This is a genomic window from Sphaerotilus montanus, assembly GCF_013410775.1.
GTDB classification, from domain to species: domain Bacteria; phylum Pseudomonadota; class Gammaproteobacteria; order Burkholderiales; family Burkholderiaceae_C; genus Sphaerotilus; species Sphaerotilus montanus.
The window spans coordinates 2,450,368-2,469,157 of the sequence record NZ_JACCFH010000001.1 but is presented as its reverse complement, the minus strand read 5'-3'; the positions used below and the strand labels follow the sequence as shown (position 1 = coordinate 2,469,157).

Annotated in this window: 22 protein-coding genes; 13 read left to right on the top strand and 9 right to left on the bottom strand. The window is 69.2% G+C overall.

Annotated elements, in window-relative coordinates; genetic code table 11:
* Position 1: 1 nt before the first annotated feature.
* Together BDD16_RS11145 and BDD16_RS11140 are read right to left on the bottom strand one after the other, a co-directional pair.
* Complete coding sequence (locus BDD16_RS11145; protein WP_179634019.1) at positions 2 to 1,486, bottom strand: efflux transporter outer membrane subunit; 1,485 nt, start codon at positions 1,484 to 1,486, stop codon at positions 2 to 4.
* Positions 1,483 to 2,007, bottom strand: coding sequence for a MarR family winged helix-turn-helix transcriptional regulator (locus tag BDD16_RS11140; protein WP_179634018.1), 525 nt, complete (start codon positions 2,005 to 2,007; stop codon positions 1,483 to 1,485). Before BDD16_RS11140 ends, BDD16_RS11145 begins: the two co-directional genes overlap by 4 nt.
* 227 nt (positions 2,008 to 2,234) lie before the next feature.
* Between BDD16_RS11140 and BDD16_RS11135 the strand changes: the two genes are divergently transcribed.
* Positions 2,235 to 3,500 (top strand): nitronate monooxygenase, encoded by a 1,266-nt coding sequence (locus BDD16_RS11135; RefSeq protein ID WP_179634017.1) that lies wholly within the window; start codon positions 2,235 to 2,237, stop codon positions 3,498 to 3,500.
* Between the two features lie 3 nt (positions 3,501 to 3,503).
* Here the strand turns inward: BDD16_RS11135 and BDD16_RS11130 are convergent, their stop codons facing one another.
* The 3 genes from BDD16_RS11130 to BDD16_RS11120 form a co-directional block, all read right to left on the bottom strand.
* Positions 3,504 to 4,901 (bottom strand): L-serine ammonia-lyase, encoded by a 1,398-nt coding sequence (locus BDD16_RS11130; RefSeq protein WP_179634016.1) that lies wholly within the window; start codon positions 4,899 to 4,901, stop codon positions 3,504 to 3,506.
* A 143-nt stretch (positions 4,902 to 5,044) separates the two neighbouring features.
* Positions 5,045 to 6,331: a c-type cytochrome gene (locus BDD16_RS11125; RefSeq protein ID WP_179634015.1), complete on the bottom strand. Its 1,287-nt coding sequence runs from the start codon at positions 6,329 to 6,331 to the stop codon at positions 5,045 to 5,047.
* Positions 6,328 to 7,032 carry a c-type cytochrome gene (locus BDD16_RS11120; RefSeq protein WP_375139070.1) on the bottom strand — a complete coding sequence of 235 codons (705 nt, stop codon included), beginning with the start codon at positions 7,030 to 7,032 and terminating at the stop codon, positions 6,328 to 6,330. The genes BDD16_RS11125 and BDD16_RS11120 overlap by 4 nt, the downstream gene beginning before the upstream one ends.
* A 69-nt stretch (positions 7,033 to 7,101) precedes the next feature.
* Here BDD16_RS11120 and BDD16_RS11115 point away from each other — a divergent pair, with 69 nt between their 5' ends.
* Positions 7,102 to 7,506, top strand: coding sequence for a thioredoxin family protein (locus BDD16_RS11115; RefSeq protein WP_179634014.1), 405 nt, complete (start codon positions 7,102 to 7,104; stop codon positions 7,504 to 7,506).
* Here the strand turns inward: BDD16_RS11115 and BDD16_RS11110 are convergent.
* Positions 7,479 to 8,156, bottom strand: coding sequence for a histidine phosphatase family protein (locus BDD16_RS11110; protein WP_179634013.1), 678 nt, complete (start codon positions 8,154 to 8,156; stop codon positions 7,479 to 7,481). The genes BDD16_RS11115 and BDD16_RS11110 overlap by 28 nt on opposite strands.
* 96 nt (positions 8,157 to 8,252) lie before the next feature.
* Here BDD16_RS11110 and secB point away from each other — a divergent pair, with 96 nt between their 5' ends.
* Together secB and BDD16_RS11100 are read left to right on the top strand one after the other, a co-directional pair.
* Complete coding sequence (gene secB / locus BDD16_RS11105; RefSeq protein ID WP_179634012.1) at positions 8,253 to 8,711, top strand: protein-export chaperone SecB; 459 nt, start codon at positions 8,253 to 8,255, stop codon at positions 8,709 to 8,711.
* Between the two features lie 24 nt (positions 8,712 to 8,735).
* Positions 8,736 to 9,719 carry an NAD(P)H-dependent glycerol-3-phosphate dehydrogenase gene (locus tag BDD16_RS11100; RefSeq protein ID WP_179634011.1) on the top strand — a complete coding sequence of 328 codons (984 nt, stop codon included), beginning with the start codon at positions 8,736 to 8,738 and terminating at the stop codon, positions 9,717 to 9,719.
* 1 nt (position 9,720) lies between these two features.
* Here BDD16_RS11100 and trmL read toward each other — a convergent pair whose 3' ends face one another.
* Together trmL and BDD16_RS11090 are read right to left on the bottom strand one after the other, a co-directional pair.
* Positions 9,721 to 10,191: a tRNA (uridine(34)/cytosine(34)/5-carboxymethylaminomethyluridine(34)-2'-O)-methyltransferase TrmL gene (trmL, locus tag BDD16_RS11095; protein ID WP_179634010.1), complete on the bottom strand. Its 471-nt coding sequence runs from the start codon at positions 10,189 to 10,191 to the stop codon at positions 9,721 to 9,723.
* A 27-nt stretch (positions 10,192 to 10,218) separates the two neighbouring features.
* On the bottom strand, positions 10,219 to 10,983 hold the full coding sequence (locus tag BDD16_RS11090; protein ID WP_179634009.1) for a ComF family protein: 765 nt from the start codon (positions 10,981 to 10,983) through the stop codon (positions 10,219 to 10,221).
* A 28-nt stretch (positions 10,984 to 11,011) separates the two neighbouring features.
* Between BDD16_RS11090 and BDD16_RS11085 the strand changes: the two genes are divergently transcribed.
* From BDD16_RS11085 to BDD16_RS11060, 7 genes are all read left to right on the top strand, one after another.
* Positions 11,012 to 11,926 (top strand): methyltransferase domain-containing protein, encoded by a 915-nt coding sequence (locus tag BDD16_RS11085; RefSeq protein ID WP_179634008.1) that lies wholly within the window; start codon positions 11,012 to 11,014, stop codon positions 11,924 to 11,926.
* 339 nt (positions 11,927 to 12,265) lie between these two features.
* Positions 12,266 to 13,375, top strand: a complete 1,110-nt coding sequence (gene coxB / locus BDD16_RS11080; RefSeq protein WP_246332521.1) for a cytochrome c oxidase subunit II — start codon at positions 12,266 to 12,268, stop codon at positions 13,373 to 13,375.
* 30 nt (positions 13,376 to 13,405) lie between these two features.
* Positions 13,406 to 15,046, top strand: coding sequence for a cytochrome c oxidase subunit I (ctaD, locus tag BDD16_RS11075; protein WP_179634006.1), 1,641 nt, complete (start codon positions 13,406 to 13,408; stop codon positions 15,044 to 15,046).
* 20 nt (positions 15,047 to 15,066) lie between these two features.
* Positions 15,067 to 15,189, top strand: coding sequence for a cytochrome oxidase small assembly protein (locus BDD16_RS22810; protein ID WP_218897769.1), 123 nt, complete (start codon positions 15,067 to 15,069; stop codon positions 15,187 to 15,189).
* Positions 15,186 to 15,809: a cytochrome c oxidase assembly protein gene (locus BDD16_RS11070; RefSeq protein WP_310732828.1), complete on the top strand. Its 624-nt coding sequence runs from the start codon at positions 15,186 to 15,188 to the stop codon at positions 15,807 to 15,809. Before BDD16_RS22810 ends, BDD16_RS11070 begins: the two co-directional genes overlap by 4 nt.
* On the top strand, positions 15,806 to 16,042 hold the full coding sequence (locus tag BDD16_RS11065; protein WP_179634005.1) for a DUF2970 domain-containing protein: 237 nt from the start codon (positions 15,806 to 15,808) through the stop codon (positions 16,040 to 16,042). The genes BDD16_RS11070 and BDD16_RS11065 overlap by 4 nt, the downstream gene beginning before the upstream one ends.
* A 60-nt stretch (positions 16,043 to 16,102) precedes the next feature.
* Positions 16,103 to 16,984, top strand: a complete 882-nt coding sequence (locus BDD16_RS11060; protein ID WP_179634004.1) for a cytochrome c oxidase subunit 3 — start codon at positions 16,103 to 16,105, stop codon at positions 16,982 to 16,984.
* Between the two features lie 70 nt (positions 16,985 to 17,054).
* Here the strand turns inward: BDD16_RS11060 and BDD16_RS11055 are convergent, their stop codons facing one another.
* The gene (locus tag BDD16_RS11055; RefSeq protein ID WP_179634003.1) at positions 17,055 to 17,279 is read right to left on the bottom strand and encodes a DUF2909 domain-containing protein; all 225 of its coding nucleotides are present in this window, start codon (positions 17,277 to 17,279) and stop codon (positions 17,055 to 17,057) included.
* A gap of 43 nt (positions 17,280 to 17,322) precedes the next feature.
* Between BDD16_RS11055 and BDD16_RS11050 the strand changes: the two genes are divergently transcribed.
* Positions 17,323 to 18,066 carry an SURF1 family protein gene (locus BDD16_RS11050; protein ID WP_179634002.1) on the top strand — a complete coding sequence of 248 codons (744 nt, stop codon included), beginning with the start codon at positions 17,323 to 17,325 and terminating at the stop codon, positions 18,064 to 18,066.
* Entirely contained in the window at positions 18,056 to 18,790 is a 735-nt protein-coding gene (locus tag BDD16_RS11045; protein WP_179634001.1) for an SCO family protein, read from the top strand. Before BDD16_RS11050 ends, BDD16_RS11045 begins: the two co-directional genes overlap by 11 nt.

The following is an 18,790-nucleotide window of genomic DNA, read 5'->3' as shown; positions in this document are numbered from 1 at the left end:
TTCATTGGTTGTTCTGGGCCGTCGTGCGTGCGGCGTCGGGCAGGTTCGGCGCGTCCGGCGGGAGGTTGGCCGCGGTGTAGCCGCCCCCGAGGGCCTGCATCAGCTGCACCCGGGTGTCGAAGGCGCGGGCGCGCAGATCGACCGCAGCGCGGCGCTGGGCCAGCAGCTGCTGCTCGGCGGTCAGCACGACGAGGTAGTTGCCCAGCCCGGCGCCGAAACGGCGCTGCGCGGTGTCGTGGGCCTGTTCGGCGGCCTGCAGCGCGCGGGCCTGCTCGGTGCGCTGGGCCTGCACGGCGGCGGTGCTGGTCAGCGCGTCGGCGGCTTCGCGCACTGCGTCGAGCAGCGCGCCGTTGTAGGCCGCGATCGACGCATCCAGATCGGCCGAGCGCGACTGCAGCTGCGCCCGCAGCCGTCCGCCGTCGAACAGCGGCAGGCGCAGCGCCGGGCCGACACCGGCCTGCCGGCTGTCGAACTGGACCAGCCGGTCCAGCCCGAGTGCGCTCAGCCCGACAAAGGCGTTGAGCTGCACATCGGGATAGAACTGCGCCCGCGCCTCGCGCACGCCCTGCATGGCGGCCTCGACGCGCCAGCGCGCCGCGACGATGTCGGCGCGGCGGCCGAGCAAGTCGGTGCCGATGCGGCCGGTTTCGGGCGCGGGCACCTGCAGCGCGTCCAGCCGCGGCGCCAGCGCATCGAGCGCGGTCGGCGCCTGCGAGGTCAGCGCAGCCAGCGCGTGGCGCACCAGGGTGATCTGCTCGTCGAGCACGAGGCGCTGGGTGCGCGCATCGGGCACCGTGGATTCGGCCTGGCGCAGCTCGACCTGGGTGTCCAGCCCGCCCTTCACGCGGCGCTGCACCAGCTCCAGCGTCTGCTGGCGCAGCGCGGTGGTGCGGTCGGCCACGTCGCGCTGTGCCAGCAGGCGGGCCAGCGCGAGGTACTGGCGCGTCACGGCGCCGGCCAGGGCCTGCCGGGCGGCCGACAGCTCGGCCTGCAGCGCCTGCTCCTGGCCAACGGCGGCGGCGAGCGCGGCACGGTGGCGGCCGAAGAAGTCCAGCGACCACGTGCCGCCGATCTGCAACGTGCCGGTGTCGCGCACGCTGCCGGCGATCGGCGGCGGCACGAGGCCGTTGGCGGTGTAGCGCTGGCGGGTCGCGTCGGCGGACAGGCCGATCTGCGGCTCGTCACCGGCCTGGGCGCCATGGCTGGCGGCCTGCGCACGCGCCAGCCGCGCCATGGCCGCCTGCACGCTCGGGTGGTCGGCCGTGGCGCGCTCGACCAGCGTGTCGAGCGCCGGGTCGCCGAGCGCCTTCCACCAGCCGTCGCCAGCGGCGAGTGCGCCGGTGTCGGCCGCGAGACCGAGCTGCGTCGGGGCCAGCGCGGCCTGCACGGGAATCGGCCGGCCCGGGCTCGCGCACCCGGTCATCACCAGCGCCGCCGCCAGCGCCAGCGCGCCGACGACCGGGGTCCTCGTGTTCTGGCGGTTCATGCCGCGCCCTCGTCGCGGGGGGCCACCACGGGCGCCCGCATCGCTTCCCCGTTGGCCAGCAGCCGGCGCAGCAGCCCCATGAGCTGCTCGAATTCCTCGACCGAGAAGCCCTGCAGGTGCTGGTTCAGCACCTCCGTCAGCACCGGCGGCACCTGCTCGGCCACCGCGCGGCCCGTGTCGGTCAGGGCCAGATTCACCACGCGCCGGTCGGTGCAGGAGCGCTCGCGCCGCACGAGCTGCTTCGCTTCGAGCCGGTCCAGCACGCGGGTCACGCCCGCCGGATCGACCTGCAGGTCGCGCGCCAGCGTCACCGCGGTCGTGTCCTCGGGCCGGCACAGCAGCTGGAACAGCGGCAGCCACTGCGCGTGGGTCAGGTCCAGCACGTCCAGCCGGCGGTCGGCCTCCTGCAGGATCGAGGTCAGCACCTGGCGCATCAGCAGGCCCAGGCTGCGCTCGGGGCGGTAGGTCTCGGCGGTGTAGATCGGCGGGCGCGGCACCGCTGCGGAATCAATCGTGTTCATGGGGAGAAATTTTATTGCTCAGTCAATGATTGACCAGGCAATAAAATTAGACCCTGCCGTTGCCGTGGACTTGTACGGACCCCAGACACCGACCACACCAGACTGACGCGGCAAGTCCATGACAATACGCACCGTGCACACGGCGTGGCACAGTCACACTGCACTGGCAGGCTGCGCCTGATGAAGAGGCTTGAGAACTACAGGGGTCCGCCCCGAGGACATACGCGATGAAAAGACTGGACGACTTCCGCATGCAGATGGGCCGCCACGAACTGGTGCCCATCATGGTCGGCGGCATGGGGGTGGACATTTCCTCTTCCGATCTGGCGCTGGAGGCGGCGCGTCTGGGTGGTGTCGGCCACATCTCCGATGCAATGATCAAGACGGTCACCGACCGCCGCTACAAGACCAAGTACGTCAAGGCCAAGCAGGCGCTCTACAAGCTCAACGTCGAGTCCGCCGACAAGTCGGCCGTCAAGTTCGACCTCGGCCACCTCGCCGAAGCCACGCGCCTGCACGTCGAGCGCACCATGACCCGCAAGCAGGGCAGCGGCATGGTGTTCATCAACTGCATGGAAAAGCTGACGATGAACGCGCCGAAGGAGACGCTGAAGGTGCGCATGGCCTCCGCGATGGACGCCGGCATCGACGGCATCACGCTCGCCGCCGGCCTGCACCTGGGCTCCTTCGCGCTGATCGAGGACCACCCGCGCTTCCGCGACGTCAAGCTCGGCATCATCGTGTCCAGCCTGCGCGCGCTGCAGCTCTTCCTGAAGAAGAACGCCCGCCTGAACCGCCTGCCCGACTACATCGTGGTCGAGGGCCCGCTGGCCGGCGGCCACCTCGGCTTCGGCATGGACTGGGCCGAATACGACCTGGCCACCATCGTGGCCGAGATCCTGACCTGGATGAAGGCCGAGCAGCTCGACATCCCCGTGCTGCCCGCCGGCGGCATCTTCACCGGCAGCGACGCGGTGCGCTTCATGGAGATGGGCGCGGCCGGCGTGCAGGTGGCGACCCGCTTCACCGTGACCAAGGAATGCGGCCTGCCCGACGACGTCAAGCAGGAATACTTCAAGGCCGACGAGGACGACATCGAGGTCAACCAGATCTCGCCGACCGGCTACCCGATGCGCATGATCAAGTCGAGCCCGGGCATCGGCGACGGCATCCGCCCGAACTGCGAGGCCTACGGCTACCTGCTCGATGCCAACGGCAAGTGCGCCTACATCACGTCCTACAACCGCGAAGTGGCGGCGCACCCGGGCGCCAAGCGCATCTCGGTGATGGACAAGACCTGCCTGTGCACGCAGATGCGCAACTTCGACATCTGGACCTGCGGCCAGCTGACCTGGCGCCTGAAGGACACGACGCACCGCCACGCCGACGGCCGCTTCCAGCTGCTCACGGCCGAGCACGTGTTCCAGGACTACCAGTTCAGCACGGACAACCAGGTGCGGCTGCCGGAAGCGGGTGTCGTGCTGGCCGACTGAGGCTCAGCACGCCACGATGTTGACCGCCAGCCCGCCGCGGGCGGTCTCCTTGTACTTGGTCAGCATGTCCGCCCCGGTCTCGCGCATGGTCTTGATGACCTTGTCGAGGCTGACGTGGTGGGTACCGTCGCCGTAGAGGGCCATGCGCGCGGCGTTGATCGCCTTGACCGAGGCGATGGCGTTGCGCTCGATGCAAGGAATCTGCACCAGCCCGCCCACCGGGTCGCAGGTCAGGCCCAGGTGGTGCTCCATGCCGATCTCGGCGGCGTTCTCGACCTGCTCCGGCGAGCCGCCCAGCACCGCGCACAGGCCCGCTGCCGCCATCGAACACGCCACACCGACCTCACCCTGACAGCCCACCTCGGCGCCCGAGATGCTGGCGTTTTCCTTGTAGAGCAGGCCGATCGCTGCCGCGGTCAGCAGGAAGTCGATGACGCCCCGCTCGTCCGCCCCCGGCACGAAGCGGACGTAGTAGTGCAGCACCGCGGGGATGATCCCGGCCGCTCCGTTCGTCGGCGCCGTGACGACCCGCCCGCCTGCCGCGTTTTCCTCGTTCACCGCCAGCGCGTACAGGTTCACCCAGTCGAGCACGACCAGCGGATCGGCTGCCTTGGCCCCTCGCGCGTCCAGTGCCGCGAGCGCCCGCGACAACGCTGCCGCCCGCCGCCGCACCTTGAAGCCGCCAGGCAGCGTGCCCTCTGTGCGGCAACCGCGCTCGACACACGCCTGCATCACCGCCCAGATGCGCAGCAAACCGGCATCGGTTTCGGCGTCGGTCCGCCAGTGGCGCTCGTTGCGGCGCATCACCTCGGCGATCGAGCAGCCGTGCGCCTGCGTCAGCACCAGCAGGTCAGCGCCGCTGTGGAACGGCAGCGGCAGCACGCTGGTGTCGGGCGCGATCAGCTTCTGGCGCTGGCCGTCCGCGGCGACCTGCTCGCTGATGACGAAGCCGCCGCCCACCGAGTAGTACACCCGCTCGGCCAGCACCGCCCCCGCCGCGTCGAAGGCCGAGAAACGCATGCCGTTGGCGTGCAGCGGCAGGGTTGCGCGGCGGTGGAACACGATATCGCGGTCCTCGTCGAATGCAACCGGGTGCGTGCCGTCAAGCACCACACGCTGGCGCTGGCGCAAGTCGTCCAGCAGCACCGGGATCAGGTCCACGTCCACCGTGTCCGGCTCGTGCCCGCCCAGGCCCAGCAGCACGGCAGTGTCGCTGCCGTGGCCCTGGCCAGTGGCCCCCAGCGAGCCGTACAGATCGACCTGTACCCGGGCTGCGCAATCCAGCAGATCCGCGTGCAGCAGACCCTGCGTGAACAGCCGTGCCGCGCGCATCGGCCCGACCGTGTGGGAGCTGGACGGCCCGATGCCGATCTTGAAAAGGTCGAAAACACTGACAGCCATGGCCGGCTCCGGTTATCCCCGCAGCCTGTGGATAACGTTGTTCACAAGCGGTGCGGAGTGTTCGCAAGTCATTGTCACGCCATGGATTTTCCTGGATTGCCTCAAATTGAGGCATCGCGCGAAAATCCCATGCTTCACCACATTCAATCACGCCCTTCGCGCAGCTGCACCACCTGCACCTGGTTCACCGGCGTTCCGGTGTTGCCCCAGGCGCTGCGCACATGGGTGGTGATGGCGGCGATGTCGGCGTCGTCGAGGAGGTGGCCGAACGGGGGCATCCCGTGCGGGCGCGGGCGGCCTGCGGTGGACGGGCCGTAGCCGCCCTGCAGGATCACGCGCACGAGGTTGGTCGGGTCCGTCATCGTCACCGCGCGGTTGCCGGCCAGCGCGGGGAAGGCGCCGGGCTGGCCCTCGCCGCGCTCGCCGTGGCAGGTGGCGCAGTGGTCGGCGTAGAGCCTGGCGCCGCGGTCGAGCGTGCGGGCGTCGGCGGGACGCACCCGCGGCGGCTCCTCGGGCGGGTGCACGGGCAGGTCCCGCAGGAACACGGCCATCGCCTGCGCGTCGGCCAGGCGGAGGTGCTGCGTGCTGCGGGCGACGACCTCGGCCATCGGGCCGGTCACGACCGCGCCCGTGCCCGGCGCCACGCCGTCGCGCAGCAGACCCACGACGTCCGCCACCGGCCACGCGGCGACGCTGCCTTCGGCGGCGAGCGTGAGCGCCGGGGCGTACCAGCCCTGCCCCGGAATCGGCGCGCCGTCGAATTCGCGGCCGGCGATCGTCGCGCCCATCGCGTTGCGTGCGCCGTGGCAGGCCGCACAGTGGCCCAGCCCGTTGACGAGGTAGGCGCCACGGTTCCACTCGGCGGATTTCGCGGGCTGCGCGACGAAGGTGCCGGGCCGGAAGTACAGCGCCCGCCAGACCTTCAGCGCGAGCTGGGTGTCGTAGGGGAAGGCGAGCGCGTTCGGCGTGTTCGGCCGGTCCACCGCCGGCACGCTGCGCAGGAAGGCGAACAGCGCATCGCTGTCCTCGCGCGTGACCTGCGTGAAGTGCGGATAGGGGAAGGCGGGGGTCAGCATCCGCCCGTCGCGGGAACGGCCGTGGTGCAGCGCGCGCCAGAAGTCGTCGGTGCTCCAGGCGCCCAGGCCGGTGGTGGCATGCGGCGTGAGGTTGCCGCCATAGACGGTGCCGAAGGGCGTGACCAGCGCCTCGCCGCCCGCGTAAGGTGGCTCGCCGCGGCGGGTGTGGCAGGCGGCGCAATTGCCGGCCTGCGCGAGGTAGCGGCCCCGGTCGATCGCCGCGGCGTCGGTCGCGACCGGGCGCGGGTTGGCGGAGGGTGGCGCGTCGGCCGCATCCAGCCAGGCGATCGCCGCCGCGCCCAGCGCCAGCACACCGAGCAGGCCGCCCAGGCCCCAGGTGAGGACGCGCTTCATTGCACACCCCCGCAGTCCGTCGGCAGCGGCTGCGCCAGCGCCGAGCGCTCCACCGCCTTCGACGGCACCGGCACAGGTTGCGCGGCCAGCCAGGCGGCGACGGCGGTGATGTCGGTCGAGGTGAGCTTGCTGGTGATCTTGGCCATGCAGTCCGGCGCAGCGGCGTGGCGCTGGCCAGCCTGCCAGGCGCCGAGCTGGGAGTTCAGGTAGTCGCGCGGCAAGCCGAGCAGGCCCGGAATGGCCGGCGCTACCCCGGTCATCGCGTCGCCGTGGCAGCGCACGCAGGCGGGGATGTCGCGTGCGGCATCGCCCTTGAGCACCAGCGCCCGGCCCTGCGCCAGCACCGCCGGGGCCAGCCCAGGCTTGGCCGGCGGCGGGTACGGCACCTCCAGCGATGCGAAATGCTCGGCGATCTCGCGCAGGTAGTCGTCGCTCAGGTGGTCGAGCAGGTGCGTCATCGGGCGGTACTGGCGGCGGCCGTCGCGGAAGTTGACGAGCTGGTTGAACAGGTAGCCCGCGGGCTTGCCGGCGATGCGCGGGAAGTAGCCATCGGGCGTGGCGCGGCCTTCCTGGCCGTGGCAGGCGGTGCAGGCGGCGACGCGGGCGGTCATGGTGTCGGCGGCGGCCGCCGGGGTGGCAGCCTGTGCGCCTTGCAGCACCAGAAGCGCCAGCCAGGCAGCGCAGAGTCGGATCACGGGCATCTGAATTCGTCCAGGACGTTCCAAGAGGATGCGCTACATGCTACGCGACGGTCGATACACTGGCGGCCCATGTCCGTCCCACCCGAGCCCCCGACTTCGCTCACCGTCGCCTGCCTGTGCGCCGGCTGGTGCGTCGCCTGCCAGGCCTACGCCGCCACCTTCGCGCAGGTCGCGCAGGCGCACCCGGACGTGCGCTTCGCCTGGATCGACATCGAGGACCACAGCGACACCCTCGGCGACGAGGCGCTGGACATCGAGAACTTCCCGACGCTGCTGGTGCTGAAGGGCGCGCAGGGACCGCGGCCGCTGTTCCTCGGCACCGTGATGCCACACGCGGGCACGCTGGAGCGGATGGTGCAGGCCGCGCAGTCCGGATCGATGGACGGCGCCACGGTGCGCACGGCGCTGGCCGGGCCGGTCACCGCGCTGGCCGCGGCACACCGGGTTCAGGGCGCCGACACGCCCGCGCCGTAACGCACGCTCAGCGACACCGTCGACGGCTGCGGCGGCAGGCCGGCGAGGTGGGCATCGTCGGCCCAGACGTCGATTTCGGCGCGCCCGGGGCCGTGCCAGTGCAGGCGGTTGATGCCCGCATTCGGAATCGCGCACTGCCGCGCACTCGACAGCGGCTGGCCGCGCACCGTGCGCCAGACCATGTCCAGCACGCCGCCGTGCGTCACCACCAGCACCCGCTGCCCGACATGCGCGGCGGCCAGCGCATCCAGCGCCGACCAGACCCGCGTGTGGAAGGCCCGGATGCTCTCGCCGCCACCGGGCAGCGCGAAGTCGGCGTCCTGCCGCACCCACTGGGCCCAGAGGTCCGGGTGCAGGTCAAGGATGTCGGGGACCTGCTGCCCCTCGAAGACCCCGAAATGCTGCTCGCGCCAGCGGGCGTCCTGCCGCAGCGTCAGCCCGATCCGCTCGGCCAGCGGCGCGGCGGTCGCCCGGGTGCGCGACAGGTCGCTGACCACACCCACATCAAAGCGTTCCTCGGCCAGCCGCTCGGCCAGCCGCTCGGCCTGCAGCAGGCCGGTGGCGTTGAGCGGCACGTCCATCTGCCCCTGGAAGCGGTGGACGCGGTTCGAGTCGGTTTCTCCGTGACGGATGAGGGTGAGGTGCGCCATGCGGTCAAGTATGCGCTGGAGCGCTGCTGCTATATTCCCGCCGACCCGCACCGACCCCGTGCGTTTTATTGATTTTTCCCCACCGAGAACCCGACCATGGCTGACGCAATCGACACGCAAGAACAACCCGTGTTCCAGATCCAGCGCGTGTACCTGAAGGACCTGTCGCTCGAACAGCCGAACTCGCCGCAGATCCTCATCGAGCAGGGCCAGCCGGCCGTGGACATCAACCTCGGCGTCGAAGTCGGCCCCGTCGCCGATGGCATCTACGAAGTCTGCGTGACCGCCACCGTCACCACCAAGCTCGGCGACCGCACCCTGTTCCTGTGCGAAGCCAAGGAAGCCGGCATCTTCGAGATCCGCAACATCGACCCCGAGCAGATGCAGCCGATCCTGGGCATCGCCTGCCCCGGCATCGTCTATCCCTACCTGCGCGCCGTGGTGGCCGACACGATCACCCGCGCCGGCTTCCCGCCCGTGCATCTGGCCGAAGTGAACTTCCAGGCCATGTACGAAGCCCAGCAGCAGCAAGGCCAGCAAGCGCTGAACAGCTGATCCGCTGACAGGCAGGTTCGCGCAATGCAGATCACGGTGCTCGGCGCCGGTGCCTGGGGCACCGCGCTGGCGGCGCAGGCCGCCACCCGCCACCCCACGGTCCTCTGGGCCCGTGACGACCGCCAGGCCCGCGAGATCGCGGCCTCGCGGTGCAATGCGCGCTACCTGCCCGGCGTGGCCCTGCCGGCTGCGCTGGCACTCACCTCGGATTTTTCCGGCGCCGTCGCCCATGCGGGGCTGACGGGGCTGGTCATCGTGGCCACGCCCACGGCCGCGCTGCGCGAGATGCTGCAGCGCCTGCCGGACGGCACCGCCACCCTCTGGCTCAGCAAGGGCTTCGAAGCCGGCACCGGCCTGCTCGGCCACGAGATCGCCCGGCAGGCGGCACCCGGCCTGCGCGCGGGCGTGCTCAGCGGACCGAGCTTCGCGCTCGAAGTCGCCCGCGGCCAGCCCACTGCGCTCGTCGCCGCCAGCCAGGACGCCGCGCTGCGCCAGGCGGCCGTGGACGCGCTGCACGGCCCGACGCTGCGCGTCTATTCCTCCACCGACCCGGTCGGCGTGGAAGTGGGCGGCGCGGTGAAGAACGTGCTGGCCATCGCCACCGGCATGGCCGACGGACTGGCGCTGGGCCTGAACGCGCGCGCCGCGCTGATCACCCGCGGACTGGCCGAGATGACCCGGCTCGGGCTGGCGCTGGGTGCGCAGGCCGAGACCTTCATGGGCCTGTCCGGCCTGGGCGATCTGGTGCTGACCGCCACCGGCGACCTGTCGCGCAACCGCCGCGTCGGCCTGCAGCTCGCCGAAGGCAAGACGCTGGCCCACATCCTCGAAGACCTGGGCCATGTCTCGGAAGGCGTCTACAGCGCCCGCACCGTGCTCGACCGGGCGCAGGCGCTGGGCGTGGAGATGCCGATCACGCGCGCCGTGGTGGCCGTGCTGCAGGGCGAGTGGACCCCGCAGCAGGCCGTGCAGGCGCTGATGCAGCGCGGCGCCCGCGCCGAAAGCTGATTCAGACCGCCCCGCCGTAGCCGTTCTGGCGCCACGCCTCGAACACCGTCACCGCCACCGCATTGCTCAGGTTGAGACTGCGCTGCTCGGGCCGCATCGGCAGGCGCACGCGCTGATCCGCCGGAAACGTGTCGCGCAAGGCCGGTGGCAACCCACTCGTCTCGCAGCCGAACACCAGCCAGTCGCCCGGCTGCCACGCCACCTCGGCGAACGGCCGGCTGCCGCGGGTGGTCAGCGCGAACATCCGGGTCGGGTCCGGCGCGCAATCGGCGATCAGCGCGTCCCAGGAGGCATGCCGGCGCACCGGCGCGTACTCGTGGTAATCGAGCCCGGCGCGGCGCAGCAGCTTGTCGTCCATCGAGAAGCCGAGCGGCTCGACCAGGTGCAGCGCGCAGCCGGTGTTGGCCGCCAGCCGGATCACGTTGCCGGTGTTGGGCGGGATTTCGGGGTGGACGAGGACGATGCGGAACATGGTGCGGCGTAGCGGAACAGCGGACGGTCAGGGGGCCGCATCATCGCTCACCGTGCGCGCGAGCACCCAGCTCTGCACCGCCGTGGCGCCGGCCCGGCGCACGGTCGCGGCCAGCGCATCCAGCGTCGCACCGGTCGTCATCACGTCGTCGAGGATCGCCACCCGGCGGCCCGCCAGACCAGCCCGGCCCGCCGCTGTCACCGCAAACGCGCCGCGCAGGTTGAGCAGGCGCCCGGCCCGCGGCAGGCCGGTCTGGTGCGGCGTGTCGAGCACCCGCTCGACCCAGCGCGCCTGGGCCGGCACCTCCAGCGCCGGACCGACGCGGCGGGCCAGCTCCCACGCCTGGTTGTAGCCGCGCGCACGCTGCCGGGCGGCGGACAGCGGCACCGGCAGCAGCACGTCGGGCGGCTCGAATCCGGTCTGTTCCGCGGCGGTCCAGAGCGCGTCGCTCATCAGATCCGCCAGCGGCCCCGCCAGCTCGCAGGCTCCACCGAACTTGAAGCGCGTGATCAGCCCGTCCCAGGGATAGGCGTAATCGAGCGCCGCCAGCGTCTGGTCGAAGGCCGGCGGACGCAGGACGCAGCGGCCGCAGACCTCGCTCAGGCTTGCCAGCGGTGCCGCACAGCAGCGGCAGCGGTGGCGCCTCGTGTGGCGGAACCGGCGCTGACAATCGCAGCAGACCGCGTCGCGCTGCCAGGTGGCGCAGACCTGGCAGGCGGAACCAGGCGACCAGCGCCAGGCCGCCGCGAAGGCACGCCAGGCGAGAACGGGCCGGGAGGAAAGAAACGCCATGTGCGGCTGACTATACAGTTCCACCACCATGGCCGAATCCACTCCCACCGCCCGCCGCACGCCCCGGATCGACCCCGCCGCGCTGCAACGCCACCTCCGACGCGCCACCGGCCACGCCGCGCCCTGGCTGCACGAGGAGATCGCCCGCCGCATGGCCGATCGCCTGTCGCTGGTGCGCCGCCAGCCCACCCGGGTGATCGACTGGTGGAGCCCCACCTCGGGCAGCGCCACCCTGCTGAAGGCACAGTATCCGCAGGCACGCCTCCTGCCTTGCGGCTGCGATGACCAGCCGCTGCCCGAAGCCCCCGGCACGGGCACGGCCCCCCGCTGGTGGCAGCGCCTGATCGGCCAGCCAGCCCGGGCCGAGGGGCCCGCGGCCCCACCCACCGCCGAGCTGCTGTGGGCGAACATGATGCTGCACTGGATCGACGACCTGCCCGCACTGCTGTCGCGCTGGCACGCGGCACTGGAGGTGGACGGCTTCCTGATGTTCTCGTGCTTCGGACCGGACACGCTCAAGGAACTGCGCGCGGTCTATGCCGACCTGGGCTGGGGCCCGCCGGGCAGCCCGTGGATCGACATGCACGACCTGGGCGACGAACTGGTGCACGCCGGATTCGCCGATCCGGTCATGGACATGGAGCGCCTGACGCTGACCTGGGACAACCCCGCGGCGCTGCTGGCCGAGTTGCGCGGACTCGGCTGCAACACCGCACCTGCGCGTCAACCCGGATTGCGCAGCCGTGACTGGCGCCGCAAACTGGACGCCGCCCTGACACAGCATCTGACCGGTGCCGACGGGCGGCTGCACCTGGGCTTCGAGATCATCTACGGACATGCGTTCCGTCCGGTCACCCGGGCACGGATGCAGGCGCAGACCGAGATTTCGCTGGACGCCATGCGCGAAATGACGCGCCAGCGCAACCCCGGGCGCACCGAGTGAGTGCAGCACAGACACCACGCCGTGCGAAACATTGCCCCGTGTCGATATCCGCACCTAAAATTCACAGATTGCTCGATAGCTTTTGCAATGATCCAGATCAAAGAAATTCAGGATCATGGCTGATGTTGATCAATCCACACCCGCTGGCCTTCCCCTCCTGTCATCCGGACTCTTCCGGATGACGGATCGGCGCTGGTGGGGCATGTTTGCAGACAGGCAAGACACTATGTCCACGGTGGCCCGCCGGCCCCGATCTGGTAGAGAAAGAGAGCGCAGATGATGATGAAGAAAGCTCTGTGGCGCCATGCGAGCCAGTGGAGTCTGGCTGCATGTGCTTCCATGGCCACGACCGTGGCGCTGGCAGTGAATGACCTGCCGGGTGGCCCGGGCGTGCGTCAGATGGACTTCCAGACGCCCGCCACGCAGATCGCCGCCGAACAGCACTGGCTGCACGTGGTGATGATGGTCATCTGCGGCGTGATCTGTCTGGCCGTGTTCGGCGTGATGTTCTATTCCATCATCAAGCACCGCAAGTCCAAGGGCCACAAGCCGGCGAACTTCCACGAGAGCATCGCGGTCGAGATCGCCTGGACGATCGTGCCCTTCGTCATCGTCATCGGCATGGGCGCCATGGCGACCAAGACCGTCGTCGCCATGAAGGACACCACCAACGCCGACGTGACCATCAAGGCCACCGGCTACCAGTGGAAATGGGGCTACGACTACCTGAAGGGTGAAGGCGAAGGCATCAGCTTCCTGCAGACGCTCGACACCACCCAGCGCGCCATGTCGGACGCGGGCAAGCCCGAGGGGGACAACTACCTGCTGAAGGTGGACAACCCGCTGGTCGTGCCGGTCGGCAAGAAGATCCGCATCATCACCACCGCCAATGACGTCATCCACGCCTGGATGATTCCGGCCTTCGGTGTCAAGCAGGACGCGATCCCCGGTTTCGTGCGCGACACCTGGTTCCGTGCAGAACGCACCGGCGATTTCTACGGCCAGTGCGCCGAGTTGTGCGGCAAGGAACATGCCTACATGCCGATCCACGTCAAGGTCGTGACCGACGCGGAATACACCACCTGGGTGGCCGGCGAGAAGAAGAAGCTCGCCGCCCTGGCCGACGATCCGGCCAAGGAATGGAAGCTGCCCGACCTGATCGCCCGCGGCGAGAAGGTCTACGCCAACAACTGCGCCGCCTGCCACCAGGCCAACGGCAAGGGTGCCGGCCCGATCAAGCCGCTCGACGCCTCGCCGGTCGTGCTCGACGCCGACAAGGGCAAGCAGATCGCGGTGCTGCTGCATGGCCAGAACAATGGTGCGATGCCGGCATGGAAACAGCTCTCGGACACCGAGATCGCCGCCGTGATCACGTACACCAAGAACAGCTGGTCCAACAAGACCGAGCAGATCGTCCAGCCGGCCGAAGTGGTCGCTGCCCGCAAGTAACCAAGACGACACACCAGAGGATCACTACCCATGAGCGCAGTTCTCCATCCGGGCGGTCACGGTCACGGGCATGACGACCATGCCCATGACGACCACCACCACGCTCCCCACGGCTGGCGTCGCTGGGTCTTCGCGACCAACCACAAGGACATCGGCACGCTGTACATGCTGTTCGCCTTCACGATGCTGATGATCGGCGGCGTGCTGGCGCTGCTGATCCGACTGGAGCTGTTCCAGCCGGGTCTGCAATTCGTGAACCCCGAGCTGTTCAACCAGTTCACCACGATGCACGGGCTGATCATGGTGTTCGGCGCGATCATGCCGGCCTTCGTCGGCTTCGCGAACTGGATGATCCCGCTGCAGATCGGCGCCGGCGACATGGCCTTCGCGCGGATGAACAACTTCAGCTTCTGGCTGATGATCCCCGCCGCGATCATGCTGGTGGCGAGCTTCTTCATGCCCGGCGGTGCCCCCGCTGCCGGCTGGACGCTCTATGCGCCGCTGACGCTGCAGATGGGCCCGTCGATGGATGCCGGCATCTTCGCGATGCACATCCTGGGCGCCTCGTCGATCATGGGCTCGATCAACATCGTCGTCACCATCCTGAACATGCGCGCTCCCGGCATGACGCTGATGAAGATGCCGATGTTCGTCTGGACCTGGCTGATCACCGCCTACCTGCTGATCGCGGTCATGCCCGTGCTGGCCGGTGCGATCACCATGACGCTGACGGACCGCCACTTCGGCACCAGCTTCTTCAACCCCGCCGGCGGCGGTGATCCGATCATGTACCAGCACGTGTTCTGGTTCTTCGGTCACCCCGAGGTCTACATCATGATCCTGCCGGCCTTCGGCATCGTCAGCCAGATCATCCCGGCCTTCGCCCGCAAGCGCCTGTTCGGTTATGCGTCGATGGTGTACGCCACCGCGTCGATCGCCATCCTGTCGTTCATCGTGTGGGCCCACCACATGTACACGACCGGCATGCCGCTGACGGGCCAGCTGTTCTTCATGTACGCGACGATGCTGATCTCGGTGCCGACCGGCGTGAAGGTGTTCAACTGGATCGCGACGATGTGGCGCGGCTCGATGACCTTCGAAACCCCGATGCTGTGGGCCGTGGGGTTCATCTTCGTGTTCACGATGGGCGGCTTCACCGGCCTGATCCTCTCGATGGCCCCGATCGACATCAACCTGCAGGACACCTACTACGTCGTGGCGCACTTCCACTACGTGCTGGTGGCCGGCTCGCTGTTCGCGATGTTCGCCGGCGTGTACTACTGGGGTCCGAAGTGGACCGGCGTGATGTACTCGGAAGGCCGCGGCAAGTTCCACTTCTGGGGCTCGCTGGTGACCTTCAACATCACCTTCTTCCCGATGCACTTCCTGGGCATGGCCGGCATGCCGCGCCGCTACGCCGACTACCCGCTGCAGTTCGCCGACTTCAACATGATCGCGTCGATCGGCGCGCTCGGTTTCGGTCTGATGCAGGTCTACTTCTTCCTGTTCGTCGTCGTCCCGATGATGCGCGGCAAGGGTGCCAAGGCCCCGCAGAAGCCGTGGGAAGCCGCCGAAGGCCTGGAGTGGGAAGTGCCGTCGCCGGCCCCGTTCCACACCTTCGAGACCCCGCCCACGCTGGACGTCACCGCCACCAAGGTGCTGAAGTTCTGATCGACCAAGGACAACCCGCCATGAACAACGAAGAAAAACGACGCAGCAACGTGCGACTCGGGCTGATCCTGGCCACGGTGGCGCTGGTGTTCTTCGTCGGGTTCATGGCCCGGGTGGTGCTGCTCTCGGGAGCCCACCCGTGAGCGACACGCCGAAGGACGCCCGCCTGCAGCGCGACAACAAGCGCATGCTGGGCAAGCTGTGTGTCATCGCCACGGTGATGTTCGGCTTCGGCTACGCGCTGGTGCCGATGTACGAATCGATCTGCGAGGCGCTGGGGATCAACATCCTCAGCCGCAGCGAGCTGCTGGTCAGCGGCAGGTCCGGGCCGGGCACCTTCAACACCCAGGTCGATACCAGCCGCACCATCACGGTCGAGTTCGATGCCAACGCGCGCGGCCCGTGGGACTTCAAGCCCGCACAGTCCTCCGTCCAGGTCCATCCCGGCGCAGTGACCACGGTGATGTACGAGTTCCGCAACGTCCAGAACCGCACGATGTCGGCACAAGCCATCCCCAGCTATGCCCCGAAGCAGGCCATGGCGCACTTCAACAAGCTGGAGTGCTTCTGCTTCAACGAGTACACGCTCGCGCCGGGCGAGTCGAAGAAGTGGCCGGTGGTGTTCGTGATCGACCCGAAGCTGTCCAGGGACGTGAACACCATCACCCTGTCCTACACCTTCTTCGAGGTCGGCGCCAAGACCCCGCCCGCGCCGGTCACTGGCGCAGCAACCCAGGTGCTGCCACAGGGAGCCGGTTCATGACCGAGCCGCAGCGCACCTCGGCGAACGACCTGCGCGACGCGGTACGGCGCAAGAGTTCGTTCGCGCAAAGCATGAAGGCCGTGGCCTGGTCCTTCTTCGGCATCCGCCGCGGGGCTGACCACCAGAACGACGTCAACCAGCTCAATCCCGTGCACATCATCCTGGCCGGCCTGCTCAGCGCAGCGCTGTTTGTCGGCCTGCTGGTGCTGCTGGTCCGCTGGATCGCGGGCTGAGCCAGTCTCACAAGACAACACACACCACAACATTCGCGACACGGATTCCAGGAGCAACTCATGTCGGCAACAACCAAAGGCGTGACGCCTTACTACTATGTCCCGGCGCCCTCGCGGCACCCGGTGATGACCTCGATCGGCCTGTTCTTCGTGATCCTGGGCGCAGGCCAGTGGGTCAACGGCCATGGCTGGGGGGCGTACGCGCTGCTGTTCGGCCTGCTGTGGACAGTCTTCGTGCTGCGCCAGTGGTTCGGGGAAGCCGCGGGAGAAGCCGAAGCCGGCATGCTGAGCGACCGCGTCGACGTCTCGCACCGCTGGAGCATGGCCTGGTTCATCTTCTCGGAAGTGATGTTCTTCGCCGCCTTCTTCGGTGCGCTGTACTGGGCCCGCACCCAGTCGGTGCCCAGCCTGGGCAGCCTGGAAAACGCGCTGCTGTGGCCCGACTTCAAGGGCATCTGGCCGAGTTCCGGCGCGGGGGCCACCGGCTCGCCGGCCGGCATCGTCGAGCCGTTCCAGACCATGGGGCCGTGGCCGCTGCCGACGATCAACACCGGCCTGCTGCTGACTTCGGGCGTGACGCTGACGATCGCGCACCACGCGCTCATCGCCAACCAGCGCGCCAAGGCCATCGGCTGGATGTGGATCACCGTGCTGCTCGGCACGGTGTTCCTGTTCTGCCAGGGCTATGAATACGCGCACGCCTACTCCGAGCTGAACCTGAAGCTGTCCTCGGGCATCTACGGCTCGACCTTCTACATGCTGACCGGCTTCCACGGCTTCCACGTGTTCGTCGGCACCATCATGCTGCTGGTCATGACCATCCGCCTGATGAAGGGCCACTTCACGCCCGAGCGCCACTTCGGCTTCGAAGGCGCGGCCTGGTACTGGCACTTCGTGGACGTGGTCTGGCTGGGCCTGTATTTCATCGTCTACTGGATGTGATGGCGTGGCGCCGGGTCTCCGGCACCTGCCTGAAACAAGAAAGAGCGCTTCGGCGCTCTTTTTGTTGCCTTCAGCGACCGACCGGCAGACCCGTCGGCTCGATCCAGCCCATCGCGTAGCTCAGCAGCACAAAAAGGAAGACACTGACCGAGAGGCCGACACGGATCGCCAGTGCCCGGGCCATGCGCCCCTTGGCGGCCTGCTGGCCTTCCGGTGCGCGCTTGATCATGAAGAGGCCAGCCGACGCCAGGGCGGCCAGAATGGCGACAAACGCCAGCGCGATGATGATTTTCATGAAGCCGGATTATTCCACCACCCCCTTGCCTGCACGCATCTCCATGACCCTGCCCCGACACCGCCACCAGCGCTGGCTGATCCTGCTGGCCACCGTCGTCGGGGTGGCCGGCACGGCGCGTCTGGGCGTGTGGCAACTGGATCGGGCGGACCGGAAAATCGAACGGCAGGCGCTGCTGGACGCACGCCGGCAACTGCCGGAACTGACCGCCGCCGATCTGGCGCGCCACCCCGACGAGGTCGATGCCCAGACACAGCGCCGCATCCGGCTGCAAGGCCGCTGGGTGGCGCGCGCGACGCTGTTCCTCGACAACCGGCCGATGGACGGCCGGGTCGGGTTCCACGTCGTGACCCCCCTGCAACTCGCCGACGGAACCGCCGTGCTCGTGGAGCGCGGCTGGGTCCCGCGCCATGCCCTGCGCCGCGAAGACCTGCCCCCGGTGAAGACGCCGGACACGGAGGCCGTGACCGTCGTCGCCCGCATCATCCCCACCCCGTCGAGGCTGTTCGACTTCGGCGGCCTCGAAACCGGCCCCATCCGTCAGAATCTCGACATCGCTGCCGCCGCCCGCGAGTCCGGCCTGAGCCTGCGCCCGGTGGCGCTGCTCCAGACCGAAGGACCTCCGGACGATGGCCTGCTGCGCCACTGGTCCGCCCCGGCGGTCGGTGTCGACAAGCACCACGGCTACGCCGTCCAGTGGTTCGCCCTCAGCGCCCTGATCGCGGGCCTGTATGTCTGGTATCAACTCATCCGCCCGCGCAGGCAGGCTGCTTCCCATGTCGCATGACGCTCCGAACGCCGCACAACCGCTGAACCTGTCGGTCCACGACCTGCCCACGCCATCGGCCGACCCGGACGCAGCGGCCCGCACCCGCGTGGGCCGGATCAAGATGGCCCTGATCCTGCTGGCCTGCGCCTCGCCGGTGATCGCGTCCTACTTCACCTACTACGTCATCCGGCCGACCGGCCAGCCGGGACACGGCGTGCTGATCCAGCCGCCAGTCGACCTCCCGCCCGCCGCCTCGCTGCCACTGACCGACCTGCAGGGCCAGGCCGTCGAGCCACGCAGCCTGCGCGACCAGTGGCTGCTGGTGGTCGTGGCCGACGGTGCCTGCGACAGCACCTGCGAGAAGCTGCTCTACGCCCAGCGCCAGCTGCGCGAGACGCTCGGCCGCGAAAAGGACCGGCTGGACCGCGTCTGGATCGTCACGGGCGAGACCCCGCCGCGGGCCGATCTGCTGCCGGCGCTGGCCGAAGCCAGCGTGCTGCGCGCGCCCCGCGAGGCGGTGGCCCGCTGGCTCAGGCCAGCCCCGGGCGAGCCCCTGTCCTCGCACCTCTACCTCGTCGATCCGATGGGGGTGTGGATGATGCGCTTCCCGGTGGCCTTCGAGCCGGCCAAGGTCAAGCGCGACGTCGAGCGCGTGCTGCGCGCCTCCACCTCGTGGGACCGTGCCGGACGCGATCCGGCCATCGTGGGCCCGGTGACCACCACGCCGGGTCTCGCACGCTGA